This is a genomic window from Thermosporothrix hazakensis, from assembly GCF_003253565.1.
Taxonomy (GTDB): Bacteria; Chloroflexota; Ktedonobacteria; order Ktedonobacterales; family Ktedonobacteraceae; genus Thermosporothrix; species Thermosporothrix hazakensis.
In genome coordinates, this window is record NZ_QKUF01000001.1 from 1,147,723 (window position 1) to 1,163,324 (window position 15,602).

The 15,602-nt window shown below is 52.5% G+C and carries 13 protein-coding genes and 1 tRNA gene; 9 read left to right on the plus strand and 5 right to left on the minus strand.

Annotated elements, in window-relative coordinates; translation table 11 throughout:
- Positions 1-966, minus strand: coding sequence for a hypothetical protein (locus EI42_RS04880; protein WP_111319357.1), 966 nt, complete (start codon positions 964-966; stop codon positions 1-3).
- Positions 967-1,860: 894 nt separating this feature from the next.
- Between EI42_RS04880 and EI42_RS04900 the strand changes: the two genes are divergently transcribed.
- The 3 genes from EI42_RS04900 to nfi all read left to right on the plus strand — a co-directional run bounded on the left by EI42_RS04900 (position 1,861) and on the right by nfi (position 4,056).
- Positions 1,861-2,430 carry a hypothetical protein gene (locus EI42_RS04900; RefSeq protein ID WP_111319364.1) on the plus strand — a complete coding sequence of 190 codons (570 nt, stop codon included), beginning with the start codon at positions 1,861-1,863 and terminating at the stop codon, positions 2,428-2,430.
- Between the two features lie 136 nt (positions 2,431-2,566).
- A complete protein-coding gene (locus EI42_RS04905) occupies positions 2,567-3,325 on the plus strand; it encodes a class I SAM-dependent methyltransferase (protein ID WP_111319366.1) in 759 nt (252 codons plus the stop codon).
- A 17-nt stretch (positions 3,326-3,342) separates the two neighbouring features.
- Positions 3,343-4,056, plus strand: a complete 714-nt coding sequence (nfi, locus tag EI42_RS04910; RefSeq protein ID WP_111319368.1) for a deoxyribonuclease V — start codon at positions 3,343-3,345, stop codon at positions 4,054-4,056.
- Positions 4,057-4,092: 36 nt separating this feature from the next.
- Here the strand turns inward: nfi and EI42_RS04915 are convergent, their stop codons facing one another.
- The 3 genes from EI42_RS04915 to mnmG all read right to left on the minus strand — a co-directional run bounded on the left by EI42_RS04915 (position 4,093) and on the right by mnmG (position 8,471).
- Positions 4,093-5,190, minus strand: a complete 1,098-nt coding sequence (locus EI42_RS04915) for a sensor histidine kinase (RefSeq protein WP_111319370.1) — start codon at positions 5,188-5,190, stop codon at positions 4,093-4,095.
- A 102-nt stretch (positions 5,191-5,292) separates the two neighbouring features.
- Entirely contained in the window at positions 5,293-6,006 is a 714-nt protein-coding gene (locus tag EI42_RS04920) for a response regulator transcription factor (RefSeq protein ID WP_111319372.1), read from the minus strand.
- A gap of 440 nt (positions 6,007-6,446) precedes the next feature.
- Positions 6,447-8,471 (minus strand): tRNA uridine-5-carboxymethylaminomethyl(34) synthesis enzyme MnmG, encoded by a 2,025-nt coding sequence (mnmG, locus tag EI42_RS04925; protein ID WP_346268186.1) that lies wholly within the window; start codon positions 8,469-8,471, stop codon positions 6,447-6,449.
- A gap of 241 nt (positions 8,472-8,712) precedes the next feature.
- On the opposite strand from mnmG, the gene EI42_RS04930 reads away from it, so the two are divergent.
- The 6 genes from EI42_RS04930 (at position 8,713) to rlmD (ending at position 13,889) form a co-directional block, all read left to right on the plus strand.
- Positions 8,713-8,795, plus strand: a tRNA-Leu gene (locus tag EI42_RS04930).
- Between the two features lie 229 nt (positions 8,796-9,024).
- On the plus strand, positions 9,025-9,588 hold the full coding sequence (locus EI42_RS04935) for a cysteine hydrolase family protein (protein ID WP_111319374.1): 564 nt from the start codon (positions 9,025-9,027) through the stop codon (positions 9,586-9,588).
- Positions 9,589-9,915: 327 nt separating this feature from the next.
- Complete coding sequence (locus EI42_RS04940; protein ID WP_211326016.1) at positions 9,916-10,662, plus strand: sigma-70 family RNA polymerase sigma factor; 747 nt, start codon at positions 9,916-9,918, stop codon at positions 10,660-10,662.
- Positions 10,643-11,212 (plus strand): zf-HC2 domain-containing protein, encoded by a 570-nt coding sequence (locus tag EI42_RS04945; protein WP_111319376.1) that lies wholly within the window; start codon positions 10,643-10,645, stop codon positions 11,210-11,212. Before EI42_RS04940 ends, EI42_RS04945 begins: the two co-directional genes overlap by 20 nt.
- A 52-nt stretch (positions 11,213-11,264) precedes the next feature.
- A complete protein-coding gene (locus EI42_RS04950) occupies positions 11,265-12,233 on the plus strand; it encodes a DUF8173 domain-containing protein (RefSeq protein WP_111319378.1) in 969 nt (322 codons plus the stop codon).
- A 294-nt stretch (positions 12,234-12,527) separates the two neighbouring features.
- The gene (rlmD, locus tag EI42_RS04955; protein WP_137686121.1) at positions 12,528-13,889 is read left to right on the plus strand and encodes a 23S rRNA (uracil(1939)-C(5))-methyltransferase RlmD; all 1,362 of its coding nucleotides are present in this window, start codon (positions 12,528-12,530) and stop codon (positions 13,887-13,889) included.
- A gap of 50 nt (positions 13,890-13,939) precedes the next feature.
- On the opposite strand, the gene EI42_RS04960 is transcribed toward rlmD, so the two are convergent.
- Entirely contained in the window at positions 13,940-15,547 is a 1,608-nt protein-coding gene (locus tag EI42_RS04960; RefSeq protein ID WP_111319382.1) for a PH domain-containing protein, read from the minus strand.
- Positions 15,548-15,602: the final 55 nt, after the last annotated feature.

Below are 15,602 nucleotides of genomic sequence, written 5' to 3' on the forward strand. Positions count from 1 at the left end.
TCATGGCAGTTGCCAGACCTTTGCATCCGTAAACTGGGCGCTGGTAATGGAATCTTCATTGACAACGACAACCCCTACGTGTCCGGTCGTAAAGGTAGAATCGTTTGCCTCGTTGAGCAATTGGCCATTGGTAAACAACTGAATCTTGCTCCCGACAGCGGTCACGCCAAGGCGGATCGGGCCTTGCGCGTCGAAGTTTGCAATGGTGCCTTTCACGATTGTCGTCATGCGATCGGCTTTACTATACTTGCTCAGCGAATAATACCCATCAGTATAGATCATGAAGAGATAATACCGGCTTTCACTTACATTGGAGCGGAATGCAATGCCGCCACCCGCCCCTGTAAGGTTCTTCATCGTGACCTCAAACGAGAAATCCGAGAAATTCTGCTTGGTCGCTGTGCAGGCAGCAAAGGTCTTGGTATTCAGCACATGATCCGTATAAGTACCATTTTGAAAGGCACAATACTCGTCAGTGAGCCACTGATTCCCCTTGTTATTATCCGTCAAGGGATCATCCAGAACCAGGTTTGAGCTAAACGGAAAGTGGGTGGCGAGATAGGTTGCGGTCGCCTGCACCTGTGCGGTTGCGGTCGCCTGCTCATTCTTCGTCTGCGCGGTTGCGGTCGCGTTGATATTATTCTGATTGGTGACATACAGAGCTCCACCGATGGCCGACGCAGAAACAACCAGCAAAATACAGACCGCCACAATAATAAACACAGTGCGTTTGCCCGATGGCCGCTTTGGAGGAGGGCCCATCGGAGGCATCGGAGTATAGGTAGGGCCGGGAGTGGGCACCGGTCCATACTGAGGCGATGATGTCCCCATATGTGAGGGATATGCTGGCTGCGTATACGGGTTATATGGATCAACCGGGTTACCCTCTGGTGACGGTTGACCGCTGCCATAATTGGTCTGCGGCTGATATGGACCTGGTTGCTGGGGGTTCGGCTGATAATTCATAATACACTGCTCCTCGAACGTGAAAAATGTCAATCTCAAGCGAGATAACTAAAATCCTGACTTGCCAGATGGGTCGTTTTCTCCCTTAGAGACGCTTGGTCGCAAGTGAAGAGCAGCGGTGTGCTGTTTCCCCTGGGAAAAACAAGCGTCCTCACCCGCCAGAAAATCTGACATGCCCCCCCACGTTCTCCCCCCCGCAAATTGATCAATATATATGTACAATAGCGTAGAAAGAAACAGAATCATATGAACTACTTCACAGATGAGCAGGAGCGTTCTGGCATTCTGCTTTCGGTGCGCCTCTACACACAAAACGACAGACATCCAACACTTCTATTTATACCTGAGGAGATAGCGGAAAACAACACCGGAGATACACAGGGAGAACTTCTTTCTGAAATAGCGTTTTTTTTTCAGAACACAGGTTATCTCGCAACGAGCTCTACCATAGAGAGAGAGGCGCTTACGCTTCTGTGGCGAATACCAATACCTTCCAGACAAAGGCAAGTTAGCCGATGAAGAGAAAACAGCGCCGTTCTTCCTTAAAAACAAAACACTTCACTTTTCCCACAAAAAGACACAGTTACGTTGTGCTTTCTCTCTTGTATGATATTTTTTCAGATCTCCCATTTCGTCATAGAGGGACTTGAGAATACTATAAAAAGAATGCAGGAGGGAGTCAATTGGAGCAAGCATGAAGTAAACACACAACTATTTCTTCTTAAAGAAACCTGTCACTGCACCATTCATGCTTTATTTTCGCACAAGCAATGTCCATACCATTTTTATTTTTTACTACATCTTTTCCTGACAAAGATCCGAAACTTTATACTAGAGAAGACCCTGGTTGCAGGATTTCAGGAATGCTAGAACAGGAGCAACACCGTGGGCTGTATGGTTGATTTACTGGTCGCCCGACGTCACCCTGGTACCATCAGTCGCCAGAGCATTGAAGCGCTTTTTTCTGCGCTTATAGAGGAGCAGATTGTCACCCTGCCATGCGCACTACTCAGCGGTGACCTTGAAATCAACTCCTCGCTCAGCATCGCTCATTTGAATTTGCACCTCGCACCACAGATTCAAAAACCGATCGTAGCAGAGGGTAAAGAAATCATTGTTCATTATCATGGGAAAGAGCCAACAGCGCTGCTCCATGCCCTGCACGACCTTCCCTATGAAAAAAGCAATCTATGTTTCTGGTTTACAGGCTTTCATCCAGATTTTATAGCACGTCATCCGTCATTCGCCAAAATGACAGATGTTTTATTGTTTGCTCTCACCACTCCGCATATGCTACATTGCATTGACGTCACAACCTTTTATTCCAGCCCAATCTACTATGTGCGCTACGGCCTCAGAGCAATGGGACACAAAAAAGCCGATCTTCAGGGGACCCGGCTTCTCTCATTGTTACAGCAGAGTTTCGGCGCAGAAATAATTGTAGACTACGACGTTTTACCGTAGAGGGTCACCCGCCCGATCGGGGATCGCCAGGCTATCCGACTGGCGATCCTTTTTTCTCTGCCCTTGTCATTCCCCCTACAGAACGCTATACTAACCTTGCCTGACAAACGAAAAGCAAGAGGGAACAGGGTACACGATGAATAGTTACGATCCGATAGCGACTTTTTATGATATAGAGCATGCGCACTTTGTTGAAGATCTGGACATGTATCACAACTACGCTGAACTCGGTGGAGGCTCGATTCTAGAGCTGGCCTGTGGAAGTGGGAGGGTATTGCTTCCGCTGGCCGAAGATGGCTACGAGGTTACCGGCGTCGATACCTCGGCCCAGATGCTAGAACGGGCGCAACAGGCGCTGGCAGAAGCTGGCGTTGCTCAGCGTGTAACCCTTGTTCAACAGGACATCAGTCAACTTACCCTGGGAAAGAAGTTTCATCTGGCGTTTATTGCCCTGGGCTCATTCGCCCATATCACGACGCGCGCCAAACAGCAGCAGACCCTCGCAGCCATTCGAGCGCACCTGAATCCGGGCGGCACCTTTCTCCTTGATTTGAGCAACAGCGATATTCGCTATATGGAGAATATGGGCGGCCAGTTGATTCATCAGGGAACATGGAAGCTGGAAGATGGCTCAATGCTCACCCACTTTGTCAGCCCCGCCGCCTCCACAGATCGACATCTGCTGGAATTGACACATTTCTATGATTGCTATACGCAGGGCGGCCCGATCCAGCGCACAACCACTACAACCTATCACTACCTGTTTGAACGCAGCGAAATTGAGCTTCTGTTAGAGCAGGCAGGCTTCACCATCAAAGAGATACTTGGCGACTATGACTTCAGCCCCTTCCGGCTCGATAGTCCCCGCCTGATCTGCGTCGCGACGACCCGCTAGTATGAGGAAAGAGAGAGATGCAAGAAAGCTTACATAAATGGAACCTGACCCCAGAAGAAGCGATTGCCCTTCAACGTGAGCTGGCTCAACGCGTGATTCTTCAGGATCATGTAGGCGATGTGCGCTTTATCGCTGGTGTGGACATGGCGATTCGGAAAGAAACCGAGATGGCCCGCGCAGCAATCGTTCTGCTTTCCTATCCAGAGCTGGAAATCATCGAGAAACACGTGCACGAAGAGCCGCTACGCATGCCCTACGTTCCCGGTCTGCTCTCTTTTCGCGAAGCACCCAGTCTGCTCGAAGTCTTCAAGAAGCTGCGCCAGCGTCCTGATCTGATCATGGCTGATGGACAGGGCATTGCTCACCCTCGCCGAATCGGCATTGCCTCCCACCTCGGCCTCTGGCTGAACATCCCTACTATCGGTTGTGCCAAGTCGTTGCTTGTCGGAAAATACAATAGCAAGGAGCTTGGGGAAGAAGCCGGATCATGGGTTCCGCTCATTGACCACGGCGAGACAATCGGTGCGGTTGTTCGTACCCGTAGCCGAGTGAAACCCATGTTTATCTCACCAGGCCACCTGGTCAGCCTGGAAACAAGCATCCGCTATGTACTTGCCACGACAAAAGGCTACCGCTTGCCCGAACCAACTCGCCAGGCCGACAAGCTCTCGAAAGAAAAAACCTGGATGGAACCCGCCGAGCCCGAGGAACAGCAAAGCCTCTGGCAGTAGCCCTATCCGCTGCCAACCAAACAGCGATGCAGGGCCTTATGCTTCTGCATCCTGTCCCTTATAGATTGGCACGGTAAAATAGAACGTGGTGCCTTTATCAACGACCGAATCAAAGCTGATAGCGCCTCCATGCTGCTCAACAATTAACTTCGCAATTGGGAGTCCCAGACCATAGCCGCCCATCTTCGACTGCTGACTATGGTTTGATTGATAAAAACGTTCAAATACATGGGGGCGATCCTCCGGCGGGATACCATAGCCGGTATCAATCACGGAGATCATCTGAAAACGATCATCGTGCTTGCGCGTCGTAATCGTGACCGTTCCACCCGGCGGTGTAAACTTGATGGCATTTGTCACCAGATTGTTCAGTACCTGCTTGATTCTCTGTGGATCAATGTAGAGTGGTGGCGTCTCAGGCGAGATATTATGACAGAGAATCACGCTGGCCTTGATTGCCTGCGGCTGCAAGCTCTGGATCACCTGCGAGACCAGCGCACGAAGATGCACCTTCTGCGGCTTGATCTCGAACTGTCCCAGATCCGAGCGCGTCATAAACAGAATATCTTCTACGATCGAGATAAGCTGCTGCACCCCTTCCTGCGTATACCCCAGATAGAGGTGCTGTTCCTCGGTTAACGCGCCCATATGGCCCTGTAACAGTAGCTCGATAAAGCCATGCACCGAGTTGAGCGGTGTGCGTAGCTCATGCGAGACCATCGAAACAAAATTCGCCCGCACCTGATTGGCAACCTTTAACGCGGACAGGTCACGAGCGGTAAAGACAGCCAGCCGAGTCTCTTCATTCAACAGCGGGGTGACGCTGGTCGAGACCTCACACTGTGCCGCAACCTCTGTTCCAAAAATCAGCTCTTCATTGGGAAGTGCCCGCTGCTCCTGCAACACCCGCATCAGGGGACAGCTTGAGGTTCCACAGAGCTCCATGTGGTTCATATTTTTACAGCGCAACACCTCGGTACAGCGTTTGCCAAGCGCATCTGTCCTCGAACAGTGCAGCGTCTTCTCTGCCGTCGGGTTCAGATCGCGCACCAGAAAGTGCTCGTCGAGGATAAAGATGGCATCAGGCGTCAAGCGCATGAATGCCTGCATATCGAAAGGCACATGAGCCAGCATCCGTGGCTCCTCTCTTGCGCAGCTCTCTCTGTTTTCGCTGTCAATGGGGACAACGCACTGCTTATCCCCTTGCTTTGATACTCGCTTCCGCACCCTGACCCCCTATCTCCCAACAAACTTATAGCCGATTCCGCGCACCGAAAGAATATACTGCGGCTTCTCGGCATCTGTTTCAAGTTTCACCCGGAGACGGCGTATATAGACATCAACAATGTTGCTGTTGTTCTCGTTATCGTTCCATACCTCCGCAAGCAATTGCTCACGATTGACCACCTGACCAGCACTACTCATCAATACACGTAGCACGTGCATCTCGGTCGGGGTAAGAGTGACGGCATGCTTTCCCCCGATCACCACCCTGAGTTCAGCAGGGAAGAGTTCTAGCTGTCCGACGCGGATACTTTGATTGCTCCCTTTACCATTCTTTTTGATCCGCCGCATCACCGCCTGCACCCGAGCAACCAGTTCCTGATGATTATACGGCTTACAGATATAATCATCCGCACCAATGTTGAAGCCCTGCAATTTGGCCTCAATAGTGTCCTGGGCGGTCATAAAAATAAGGGGGATCTCGTATCCTTCAGCCCGAAGCTTCGCAGAGAACTCAAACCCGTTAATATAGGGCATGGTCACATCAAGGATCAATAGGTCCGGCTCACGCTTCTGTATCATCTGCAATGCACCACGCGGGTTATCCGCGGTTTCCACCTCATACCCTTCTTTGGTCAGTACAAACTGAACCAGCGTGTTCGCAAAGCGATCGTCGTCAACGACAAGGATGTACACGGTTTTCCCCTCTTCCTGTTCTTCAGGCACTCCACGCCTGTGTGGTTACTTCCGCACTCCTTAACCGACCGATACATAAGACGACCAACATGCACTGGTACAGAGCATTCCTATCTGTACAACGGATTCCAGTCACAGACACTTCCACCTCCATACGCTTGCTTTCCTTTGTTTTTCCACCCACGCCGCCACAACACGCATTACAGCCTCGACGCGAGTGTTGAGAAGAGGTGTGTGGGCTTGCTCCTTCTTTCATGGAATGCTCAGTTGCACGTTCCATGAACGCGAGGAATACGGCCTCCACAACCTCCGTTCCATTCCCCAGACAGTTCTGTGATACAGCACTAGAAATGCATGAATACGCATAGAGCCGGTCGCACGCACGGGGGAACACATGAAACCGTTCTCTGCTCTATTCGTCTATTCTGAGCTCTATGCTTGTGTATGGTACACACAATTTGCGGAAAATGTCAAGAGGACAACTTTAGCGCACGTATTTTCTCGATATACACCATCAATATGGCTATATCAGCCGGGGTCACCCCTTCTACCCGCGACGCCTGTCCCACGGTTCGAGGGCGGGTCTTCAGCAGCTTCTGACGCGCTTCCGTGCGTAAATGTTGTATTTGTTGATAGTCAAGGGCCTCCGGTATCCGCATCTCTTCCAACCGGGAGGTGCGCCTGACCATCTGCTCTTGCTTCTTGACATAGCTCTCATACTTGACCTGTAGTTCCACCTCCTCCGCCGTTTCCGGTTCCAGTTCCGGGAGAGCCTCCGGCCCAACGATTGTCTGTGCGAGCTTCTCAACCTGCTCATAGCGCACATCATGCCGGCGCAGCAGCTCAGTCGCGGTCATCTTCCCACTCAGGGCGGTCAAGCCAAGTTCCTGGGCTTGCTGCTCAACCTGCCTGGATGGCGTAAAGATCAGTTCACTCAAGGAGACCATCGTGCGCCGAATCGTTTCACGCTTCTCGATCACCCGGGCATACCGCTCCTCATCAATCAACCCCAGACGATAGGCATGCTCGCTCAGACGCAGATCGGCGCTATCAGCTCGCAGCAGCAAACGATGCTCGGCCCGCGAGGTGTGCAGGCGATACGGCTCACTCATCTCTTTTGTCACCAGATCGTCGATCAGGACCCCAATATAGGCTTCATGACGACCAAGCACAAACGGCTCTTCATGCCGCGCATATAACGCCGCATTAATGCCCGCCATAATCCCCTGTGCCGCCGCCTCTTCGTAACCTGAGGTGCCATTGATCTGGCCAGCCAGGAAGAGCCCGGCAACCGCCTTTGTCTCCATGGTCGTCTTCAACTGCACAGGGAGTACATAATCATACTCGACCGCATAGCCGACCCGCATCATCTCAACCTTTTCCAGTCCCGGAATGCTGCGCAGCATCTCAAGCTGGACATCTTCGGGCAGACTGGTATTCATCCCCTGCACATACATCTCTCCAGTACGCCAGCCTTCCGGCTCCAGAAAGATCTGATGAGCTGTCTTCTGCGCAAAGCGCACAATCTTATCCTCAATAGAGGGACAATAGCGCGGCCCGATGCCCTCAATAATGCCAGTATACAGCGGAGAACGATGCAGGTTATCGCGAATAATCTGATGGGTACGCTCATTGGTGCGCACCAGATAACAGGGAAGCTGTGGACGCCAGCCGTATAGATCTTCGTCCGTGACGGGGTAGACCGGATTTGGACGTCCGCCGGGAAGCTGGACGTCCTCACGGGCACTGAGATCCCGCGAGAAATACAGCGGCTTGCGGCTCCCGGGCTGCGGCTCGGTCTTGCTAAAATCAACGGTACGCGCATCGATTCGCGGAGGCGTCCCTGTCTTAAAGCGCCGTACTTCCAGCCCCAGAGCACGAAGCGATTCGGAGATACCCACCGCAGGCCCTTCACCCGCACGTCCACCGGGCTGTGTCTTCTCACCCACAACCAGGCGACCATTAATAAAGGTTCCGGTCGTCAACACAATGGAGGGTGCCATATAACACCAGCCTGTATTCGTCACCACGCCGGTCATCACCGGGCGACCATCTGGCCCCGTCTCGCTGAGCAAGCGTGCAATGGTTGCCTGTTTGAGCTCAAGCCCGGGCTGACTTTCAAGCACGTATTTCATTGCCAGTCGATATGCCTGCTTGTCACATTGCGCGCGTAACGCCTGCACAGCCGGGCCTTTGCTGGTATTGAGTAGCCGCATCTGGATAAACGTGCGATCAGTATTGCGTCCGATCTCACCGCCCAGTGCATCGATCTCTTTAATCAGGTGGCCCTTTGCCGGCCCCCCCATAGAAGGATTACAGGGCATTAATGCAACACTATCCAGATTCATGGTCAATAACAGGGTTTTTCGGCCCATACGGGCAGCAGCAAGCGCCGCCTCACAGCCTGCATGTCCGGCCCCTACCACGATCACATCATAGATTCCCCGTACCATCTGTTCAGCAGGGGAATTGACGCTCATTGCACCATTACTCATGCTCATTCTACCTGGTTGTTTCCTTTTATCGATTCCTCTATATGAATGTTTTTTCACTCCTACACGACTCGTATTATGCCCCAGTTACGGGGTTCCGTCAATATATCAAGCAGGAGATAGCATTTTTTGCGTTATCGTTTGAGAGGGAACAATGGGATAAAAAACAGAAGCCGCACTTTCTTGAAAAAAACGATTGACGGAAGGGCCAGAACATGGTACTATCGTAGCAGTAAATCCACATGGGGCGTTGGCGGAATGGTAGACGCACGGGACTTAAAATCCCGGGGCCGCAAGGCCGTGTGGGTTCGAGTCCCACACGCCCCATCACTTCATCACTTCTTCTCCCAGGAAGCGCCTTTTCTTTTTTTATGCCCACACTTTCCCTTTTTTAAGCCCCGGCATTCACTCTCCATCTTGACATGCAACGCGTGCTTTGTTATCTTAAACATAGAAGCATATGAAAGATGTTTTCAGAGATCAATAGATAGATTTTTATCTATGGAGTAATAGCACTGAGTTGCTATATGAGTGGGTAGAAAGGAAGCGAGAGCCAATGACAGGAAGGACCGCACTACTGGTCATCGATGTGCAAAGTGGGCTGATGAACAAGCAATCCTTTCGCCGCGAAGATGTTCTAAACACGATTACGACCCTGCTTCAAGCCGCTCGTACAGCAGATATCCCGGTCATCTATATACAGCATGATGGTCCAGAGGGGAGCGTGTTGGAACCTGAAACACCCGGCTGGCAGATTCACCCCGCGGTCGCACCGGCTCCGGACGAACCCATTCTGCGAAAAAGCGCCCCCGACCCGCTCTATCAGACGCCCTTACAGGCTCTGCTCGACAGCAAAAACATCACGCACCTGGTGATTGTCGGCTGTCGGACGCAATATTGCATTGATACCACCTGCCGGGTCGCGGTCAGCCGGGGCTTTCATGTCACTCTGGTCGCAGATGCTCACAGCACCGTTGATAGCGATGTGTGTTCGGCAGAACAAATCGTTGCCCATCATAATGAGACTCTTGACGATTTCGGGAATAACGAGCATGTTGTCACTGTTCTCTCCAGTGGGGAGATCGACTTTATGACCCGGGAACGCGATACCATAATTTGATTTCTGTCACTATATTTCGTTTTACAAAGTAGAGAAGACTGGCTTTTTCTCATATATACTCATCTCATCACTGAGCGTATGGGTTGGGTATGAGCCCGGAGGGAACAGGTAATGAACAGATTTGAACAGCGTATGCGCAGAATAGCGGTACAACAGCAGACTCTTGTCACTGATGGAGAGTCATGTTACACTGCAAAAAAGATTACAACTTTTTTAAGTCGCGGCTCGTACATGTCTAAAAAGCCTTTTTAAATGTTGAGTTTCTCATTGTAATATTGAAGTTTTCTTAAAGTACGTCTATTCTAGAAGAAATAATGAGCGTAAGGCATGGTTGAATCAACAATAAAAGCAACAGATATGCTCGGGGGGTTAGGCTCAATCGCCAAACCCGCAGCGAAAAAGGGCCGAAGCCGTAGTGCGGCCCGGGTGGAGAGCAGCGTTCAAAGCCGAACAGAGGTATACAGCAGAGCTGATGCACAACTGGAAGCGAAGAGCGATATTGAGATTGTCGAGCTGGTGCTTCAGGGGCGTCAGGAAGTGTTTGCCGTGCTGGTCGAGCGCTACAAGGATGCAGTCCATAATCTCGCTTATCGGATGCTTGGCAACGTCACCGAAGCAGAAGATGTCACACAGGAAGCATTCGTGCGTGCTTATACACAACTCAACACGTACAAACCAGTGCATAAGTTCAGCACCTGGCTGCTTTCAATTGCCTCACACCTTGCCATTGATCAGCTGCGGCGCCGGCGTTTTCTGGCCCTGCCATTAGAGGATGTGCCATTTCTGGAATGGATTGTCGACGTAGGAATCAGCCCTGAACAATCAGCACTTCAGGGAGAACAGCAGGACGAGATTCAGCGTTATTTGCAACTGCTTCCTGCAAAATATCGAGCCGTTATCGTTTTACGCTACTGGTATGATTTCTCCTACGACGAAATCGCCCAGGCACTCCAACTGACCCCGGCACTGGTCAAAGCCCGCCTGCACCGCGCACGCGAGCTTCTGGCGCGCCAGATGAAGAAACATGCCGCCCAACAGGAGGAGGAAAACGCTGATGCGCTGTCGCGACGCTAGAGAATGGCTGGAAGCTCAATCTCAAAAAGAATTCGAGCCCGGTCAGGCAGACGAGCTTCGAGACCATCTGAAGCAGTGTGCCAGTTGTCGCATGCATCAAGAGCAGCTCCAGAAGCTGGACGCGTTGCTCCGTCTCTCCATCCCCCAGATGAAACCGAGCATCTCTCATGTCTCGACAGAACAAATAATGCGCACCATTCAGCAGCGGAGTCAGATTTCGCAGCAGCTTGAAGAGCTTCGCACGCAACAGCGGACCCGCATGAGCCAGATCCAGCCGCTTGGAACGGTGCTTGCAGCAATCATCTTTTTTTCCCTGAGCTGCCTGCCACTCGGGTTACTGGCACTTGTCATTATTCAATCGGATACGGTTGTACAACTGCTCACCGTTGGAAAAGGACTTATTGATATACTGGTGGTACTCTCACAATACCTGCAATCAACCTTACAGTTGGTCACGCAGAATAACTGGTTACTTGCCGCGCTGGCACTGGCCGTTGTCGTCATGTCGGGGATGTGGCTTCGCTTGATGCGCCACCCACAGGAGGCGTAGGCGAGGGTCATGGTCGTTATCCGGGCGATCATGATAGGGAAGAAGGTTCCATATGCATGCAAACACCAAACGTCAACAGCGCATGATTGACAGAGCGCGCTGGCTCGGCCTGGTTTTCGTCCTTCTGCTGTGCGTCCTCTTGCCGACAACATCCGGCACGGCGAGCGCAGCCGCCCGGAGTCCGAGCGAGCAGCACTGTACAGGCGAGTATCATCAGCCATTTTTCGGAAAAACGGTGGTTATCACCAGTGGGGAGGTGATCTGTAGCAATCTTACTGTATTTGGTGGTACGGTTGTTATTCGTGGCATCGTCCGAGGTGATGTTGTTGCGTTTAACAGCTCTGTAGTGATTGATGGAAAGATTGACGGGAAAGTGATGGTGTATGCCGGGGGTGTAACCCTGCAAGACAACGCACATGTGAATGGAGACGTTCACCTCTGCCAGAGTCAGTGGACCAATGACAACGATTCCGAACTGCATGGCTCGTTGTTTGAATGCACCAAAAGTGCAGGAATGGTTCTGCTTGGCGAGGCTAACCCGGCTATCCGTTTCTGGTTTCTCCTGACCTGGCTGGCACTGGGTGCCTTGCTCACGCTACTCATGCCGGAACATGTCGTTCTGGTACGCACCACAATCACCCAGAAGCTGCGCCGGAGTCTGGTTCTGGGCCTGCTCAGCGTTGTGCTTGCCCCGCTCTTTCTTGCCGTCTTATTTGCGTTAATTGTTTCGATTCCTTTAGCTATCATCGTCCTGGTTGTGCTCATTGCCGCCTGGGCACTCGGCACTGTCGCCGTTGGCAGCCTGATCGGCGAATATATAGTGCACAAGCTTTTTCCAGGCTATAACACTCGGTTAACACAGGTCGTAGTGGGATTGACAGTTTTCGTTTTAGCCGGGTCTCTCCCCTACATCGGTTGGCTTATCACACTTGGTGCGGGATTGTTAGGGCTTGGTGCCGTCCTCTTGAGCCGCTTCGGCACACGGCTATACGGCCAGCCAAGACAGCCGCTACCGCTCTAAAATGAAAAGCAACGAATTTTTCTGCTCCGATTGGCCGTGGTGCAGGTTCACATCAGAGAGCGTTTCGACCTACACAGGAACGAATCCTGCGTAAAGGGACGAGACATCCCTTTGGGGCTAAGTAGTAATCGTTTGTTTGTTGTGGATAGTCAGATAAATTTCGCTGGAAGGATGGGACGGACATCAACGACAGAGTACGCGCTTTCCTCATCTTGTAACGGATGAGTAGCGCACCTTCCGAGGGCAACGCCGCCCGCTACGGAAGCATGTCGTCAGGTGACCGCCGAGGTGAACATGAGTATTGATGTTGAACTGACAGACCTTGCCTACGGAGGTGATGCCGTAGGTCGCTATGAAGGACGCGTTCTGTTCGTCCCTGGAGGGATTCCAGGGGAGCGGGTTCGTGTTGAGATCGTTGAAGAGCGGCGTGGGCACGCACGTGCGCAGCTGCTCGAAATTCTTCGTCCTGCTCCAGAACGCATTGAGCCACCTTACCCACTGCTGACTGATTGCGGCTGCCAGTGGCAGCACATTGCCTACCCGGCTCAACTCACGTGGAAGGCCCATATTGTACGTCAGCTGCTGGTTCGCATTGGTAAGCAGCCCGATGCACTGGTCCACCCGACAATTGGCATGCCGCCTCAGGTTCCACCCTGGCATTACCGCAGTATCGCACAGTTCACAGTTGGACCGTCGGGAGAAATCGGACAAAAGATCGCAGACAGCCACGATGTGCAAGATTTACCGAGCTTTCCTTTGTTCCATCCGGCTCTTGACCATATCTATCAACTCGTTCGTGCCAAGCTTATAGCGTATTTTGGTGATGAGCTTGGTCAGATGATTCAGGGCTTTCAGATTCGGGGCGCAATCGGCGCTGTTACCAACAACAATCTGAACAGCTTCGCGACAGCAAAGGCCGTACCCACACTCCTGACCGTTCACGCGCGTCCCGGCTCGGTGATCGAGGACCCACAGGCACTTGCGCAGGAGTTACTCGGCCTCTCGCCCGCAATGGTTGGTGTGATTATCGAGCGTGTCGGCGGACGCTATGGCCGTATTTTTGTGGGTCAGGAGTTCCTGACAGACGTCGTACTTGGTCGCCGCTTCCGCGTCTCCGCTGATTCCTTCTTTCAGGTCAATCTGGTACAGACAGCGGTACTGGTTGAACGGGCCCTGGCAATGCTTGAGCCACAGCGCACAGATGTCGTACTGGACGGCTATAGCGGCGTTGGCCTCTTCTCGTCGTTCCTTGCGCCCCGGGCGGCTCGCGTTATCGCGGTTGAGTCACAGCCAAGCGCGGTAATGGATGCACGCGCCAGCGCAGCGCTCAACAACCAGAACAACATCACATCGATTGAGGGACCTCTTGAGCGCGTGCTAAATACCCTGCACTATCGCCGTGAACGGATTGATCTGGCTCTGCTGGATCCCCCACGTACCGGCTGCCATCCAAAGGCGCTCTGGGCTCTTCAACAGATGGCCCCCCGCGCCATCTGTTATGTCTCCTGTGACCCAAGCACTCTGGCCCGCGATATCGCGACACTCTGTTCTGGTGGACGCTATCGTCTGGTTTCGGCGCAGCCCGTCGATATGTTCCCGCAAACCTATCATATCGAATGTGTGGCTCTGCTGGCCCGCGTTGGCGGCACACGCTAAACGCATAAAAAGGGAAGCCCCGACGAGACTGCCGGGGCTTCCTCACTTCTCTAGGGCTTACTGAGCGTGGCGGCCTTACCGCTGGCACTGAGCACCAATCCGATGGTGCTCCCCTCTTCCATTAAGGTTCCTGCGGGCGGCTCCTGCCTCAATACAAAGCCAGGGGGGACACCCATTCCCGGGTCTGGCTCCTCCGCCAGCACGGAGACATCAAAACCGCACTCCTGCGCGTAGGCGATCGCCGTTAGTATGTCCTTTTCACGTAAATCGGGAGCTCCTCTGCCCCGCGTTCGGGCCTCCAGTTGTCGGAACATGGTTCCAAACCAGAGCTTCATCTTTTCCTTTTCTTCGTTCTCTTTCTTGGCCTTGTCGTAGCGATCCTTGAACCCCTTGATTCCCTGAATCTCATCCATGAGCGAGAAGGGATCATCAACCGTGCGCAACACAATATCGGGATTGTTTCCCGGCGTCTCAATATACAGGTTGCCAACATCCAAAAAGCGCTCTAACAGATTGGAGACCTGCACCTTCAAATTCACGATCTTGGAGTACTCTGTCTCAACACGACGCTCAAACAGCAGCACGAAATGGCGGTTGATGTCGATAATGCGCTTGTTCGTAAGGATATACAAATCATCGACATAGTTCATGTAGATGAGGAGCATGGCGACCAGACAGCCAACAACAAGCATCCCCATGATAAACCACCAGTAGACCTGAATGGACGGTGTAATGATACCACTGGCAGGTGACAAAAAGGCTACTGGCAGCACCAGCAACAGGATCAAAAACGGAATCGCCAGATTTCGCCAGAGCACGTAGCGCGACCGCTGAATATACTTCACGGTATATTCCCCAGAGCTGTAGCGCACACCGGCAGGAATACGAAGAATTCCGCCAAAGGTACGCCGCGGGCCCCGGAAGCGCTCTCCCTCTCCCGGTGGAGGTGGTAAATCCGCGTCTGCATTTTCCAGCGAGGGAACCTCTTTCCCTTTCGAAAGCTCTTCAAGAACAGCCGCCATCACCGGATCTTCTGGCATGGGCTGCTCTTTCTTCGGCGCCCCGGACTTCTTTGCTTTGACGTCTTCACTGATATCATGCAGGGCGTCCCTGACCCGTTTGGGATTGGGGACATCCTCCATAATCAGTTCACCACCATCAAGGTACACATAGACGGTCCCATAGTGGAAGACATGTCCCAGAAGCGAGTTAAAGCCGATTCCAACCTGCTCGATCTTGTCGTTGGAGACCTCTTTGCGCGTTGGTTGAAACAGGCCACGCGTGTTGATAATACGCTTGTTCGTGATAATAAACGACTCAAACCACCAGGCAACCAGATCGCGAGACGCGAACATCACAGCAAAGACAAGAAACACCAGAAACGCTACTCCGCAAAGCGCCCACCAAATCAGTGGATCACCCGGGAGAATAGTACTCATCCAGAGGAGCAGTATCAATACCAGCGCCGAGGCTATCGCGGGCAAAGCAGGACGCACCATAAAACACCAGTGCTTGCGCACCACCATCCGCACCACTTCACCCGGCTGCTGTCCTGAGAAGTACCACTTTCGATCTGCCCCGCGCCGAAAATGGGATATACGCCAGCCAGAACGTTTCCGTTGTCCGCCAGCCGTGTTGTTCCCGGATTTCTCGGCCATTCGTCACCTCAACACTTCACGCTTGCCGACCGCTATACACTCACACTGTTTGCTA

What these genes read in the sequence shown, in the direction of transcription:
- EI42_RS04905 (WP_111319366.1), top strand. Translation starts at nt 2,567, where the DNA reads ATGAATAGTTACGATCCGATAGCGACTTTTTATGATATAGAGCATGCG.
- EI42_RS04945 (WP_111319376.1), top strand. Translation starts at nt 10,643, where the DNA reads ATGCGCTGTCGCGACGCTAGAGAATGGCTGGAAGCTCAATCTCAAAAA.
- EI42_RS04940 (WP_211326016.1), top strand. Translation starts at nt 9,916, where the DNA reads ATGGTTGAATCAACAATAAAAGCAACAGATATGCTCGGGGGGTTAGGC.
- rlmD (WP_137686121.1), top strand. Translation starts at nt 12,528, where the DNA reads ATGAGTATTGATGTTGAACTGACAGACCTTGCCTACGGAGGTGATGCC.
- EI42_RS04950 (WP_111319378.1), top strand. Translation starts at nt 11,265, where the DNA reads ATGCATGCAAACACCAAACGTCAACAGCGCATGATTGACAGAGCGCGC.
- nfi (WP_111319368.1), top strand. Translation starts at nt 3,343, where the DNA reads ATGCAAGAAAGCTTACATAAATGGAACCTGACCCCAGAAGAAGCGATT.
- EI42_RS04935 (WP_111319374.1), top strand. Translation starts at nt 9,025, where the DNA reads ATGACAGGAAGGACCGCACTACTGGTCATCGATGTGCAAAGTGGGCTG.
- EI42_RS04880 (WP_111319357.1), bottom strand. Translation starts at nt 966, where the DNA reads ATGAATTATCAGCCGAACCCCCAGCAACCAGGTCCATATCAGCCGCAG.
- EI42_RS04900 (WP_111319364.1), top strand. Translation starts at nt 1,861, where the DNA reads ATGGTTGATTTACTGGTCGCCCGACGTCACCCTGGTACCATCAGTCGC.
- EI42_RS04915 (WP_111319370.1), bottom strand. Translation starts at nt 5,190, where the DNA reads ATGCTGGCTCATGTGCCTTTCGATATGCAGGCATTCATGCGCTTGACG.
- mnmG (WP_346268186.1), bottom strand. Translation starts at nt 8,471, where the DNA reads ATGAGTAATGGTGCAATGAGCGTCAATTCCCCTGCTGAACAGATGGTA.
- EI42_RS04960 (WP_111319382.1), bottom strand. Translation starts at nt 15,547, where the DNA reads ATGGCCGAGAAATCCGGGAACAACACGGCTGGCGGACAACGGAAACGT.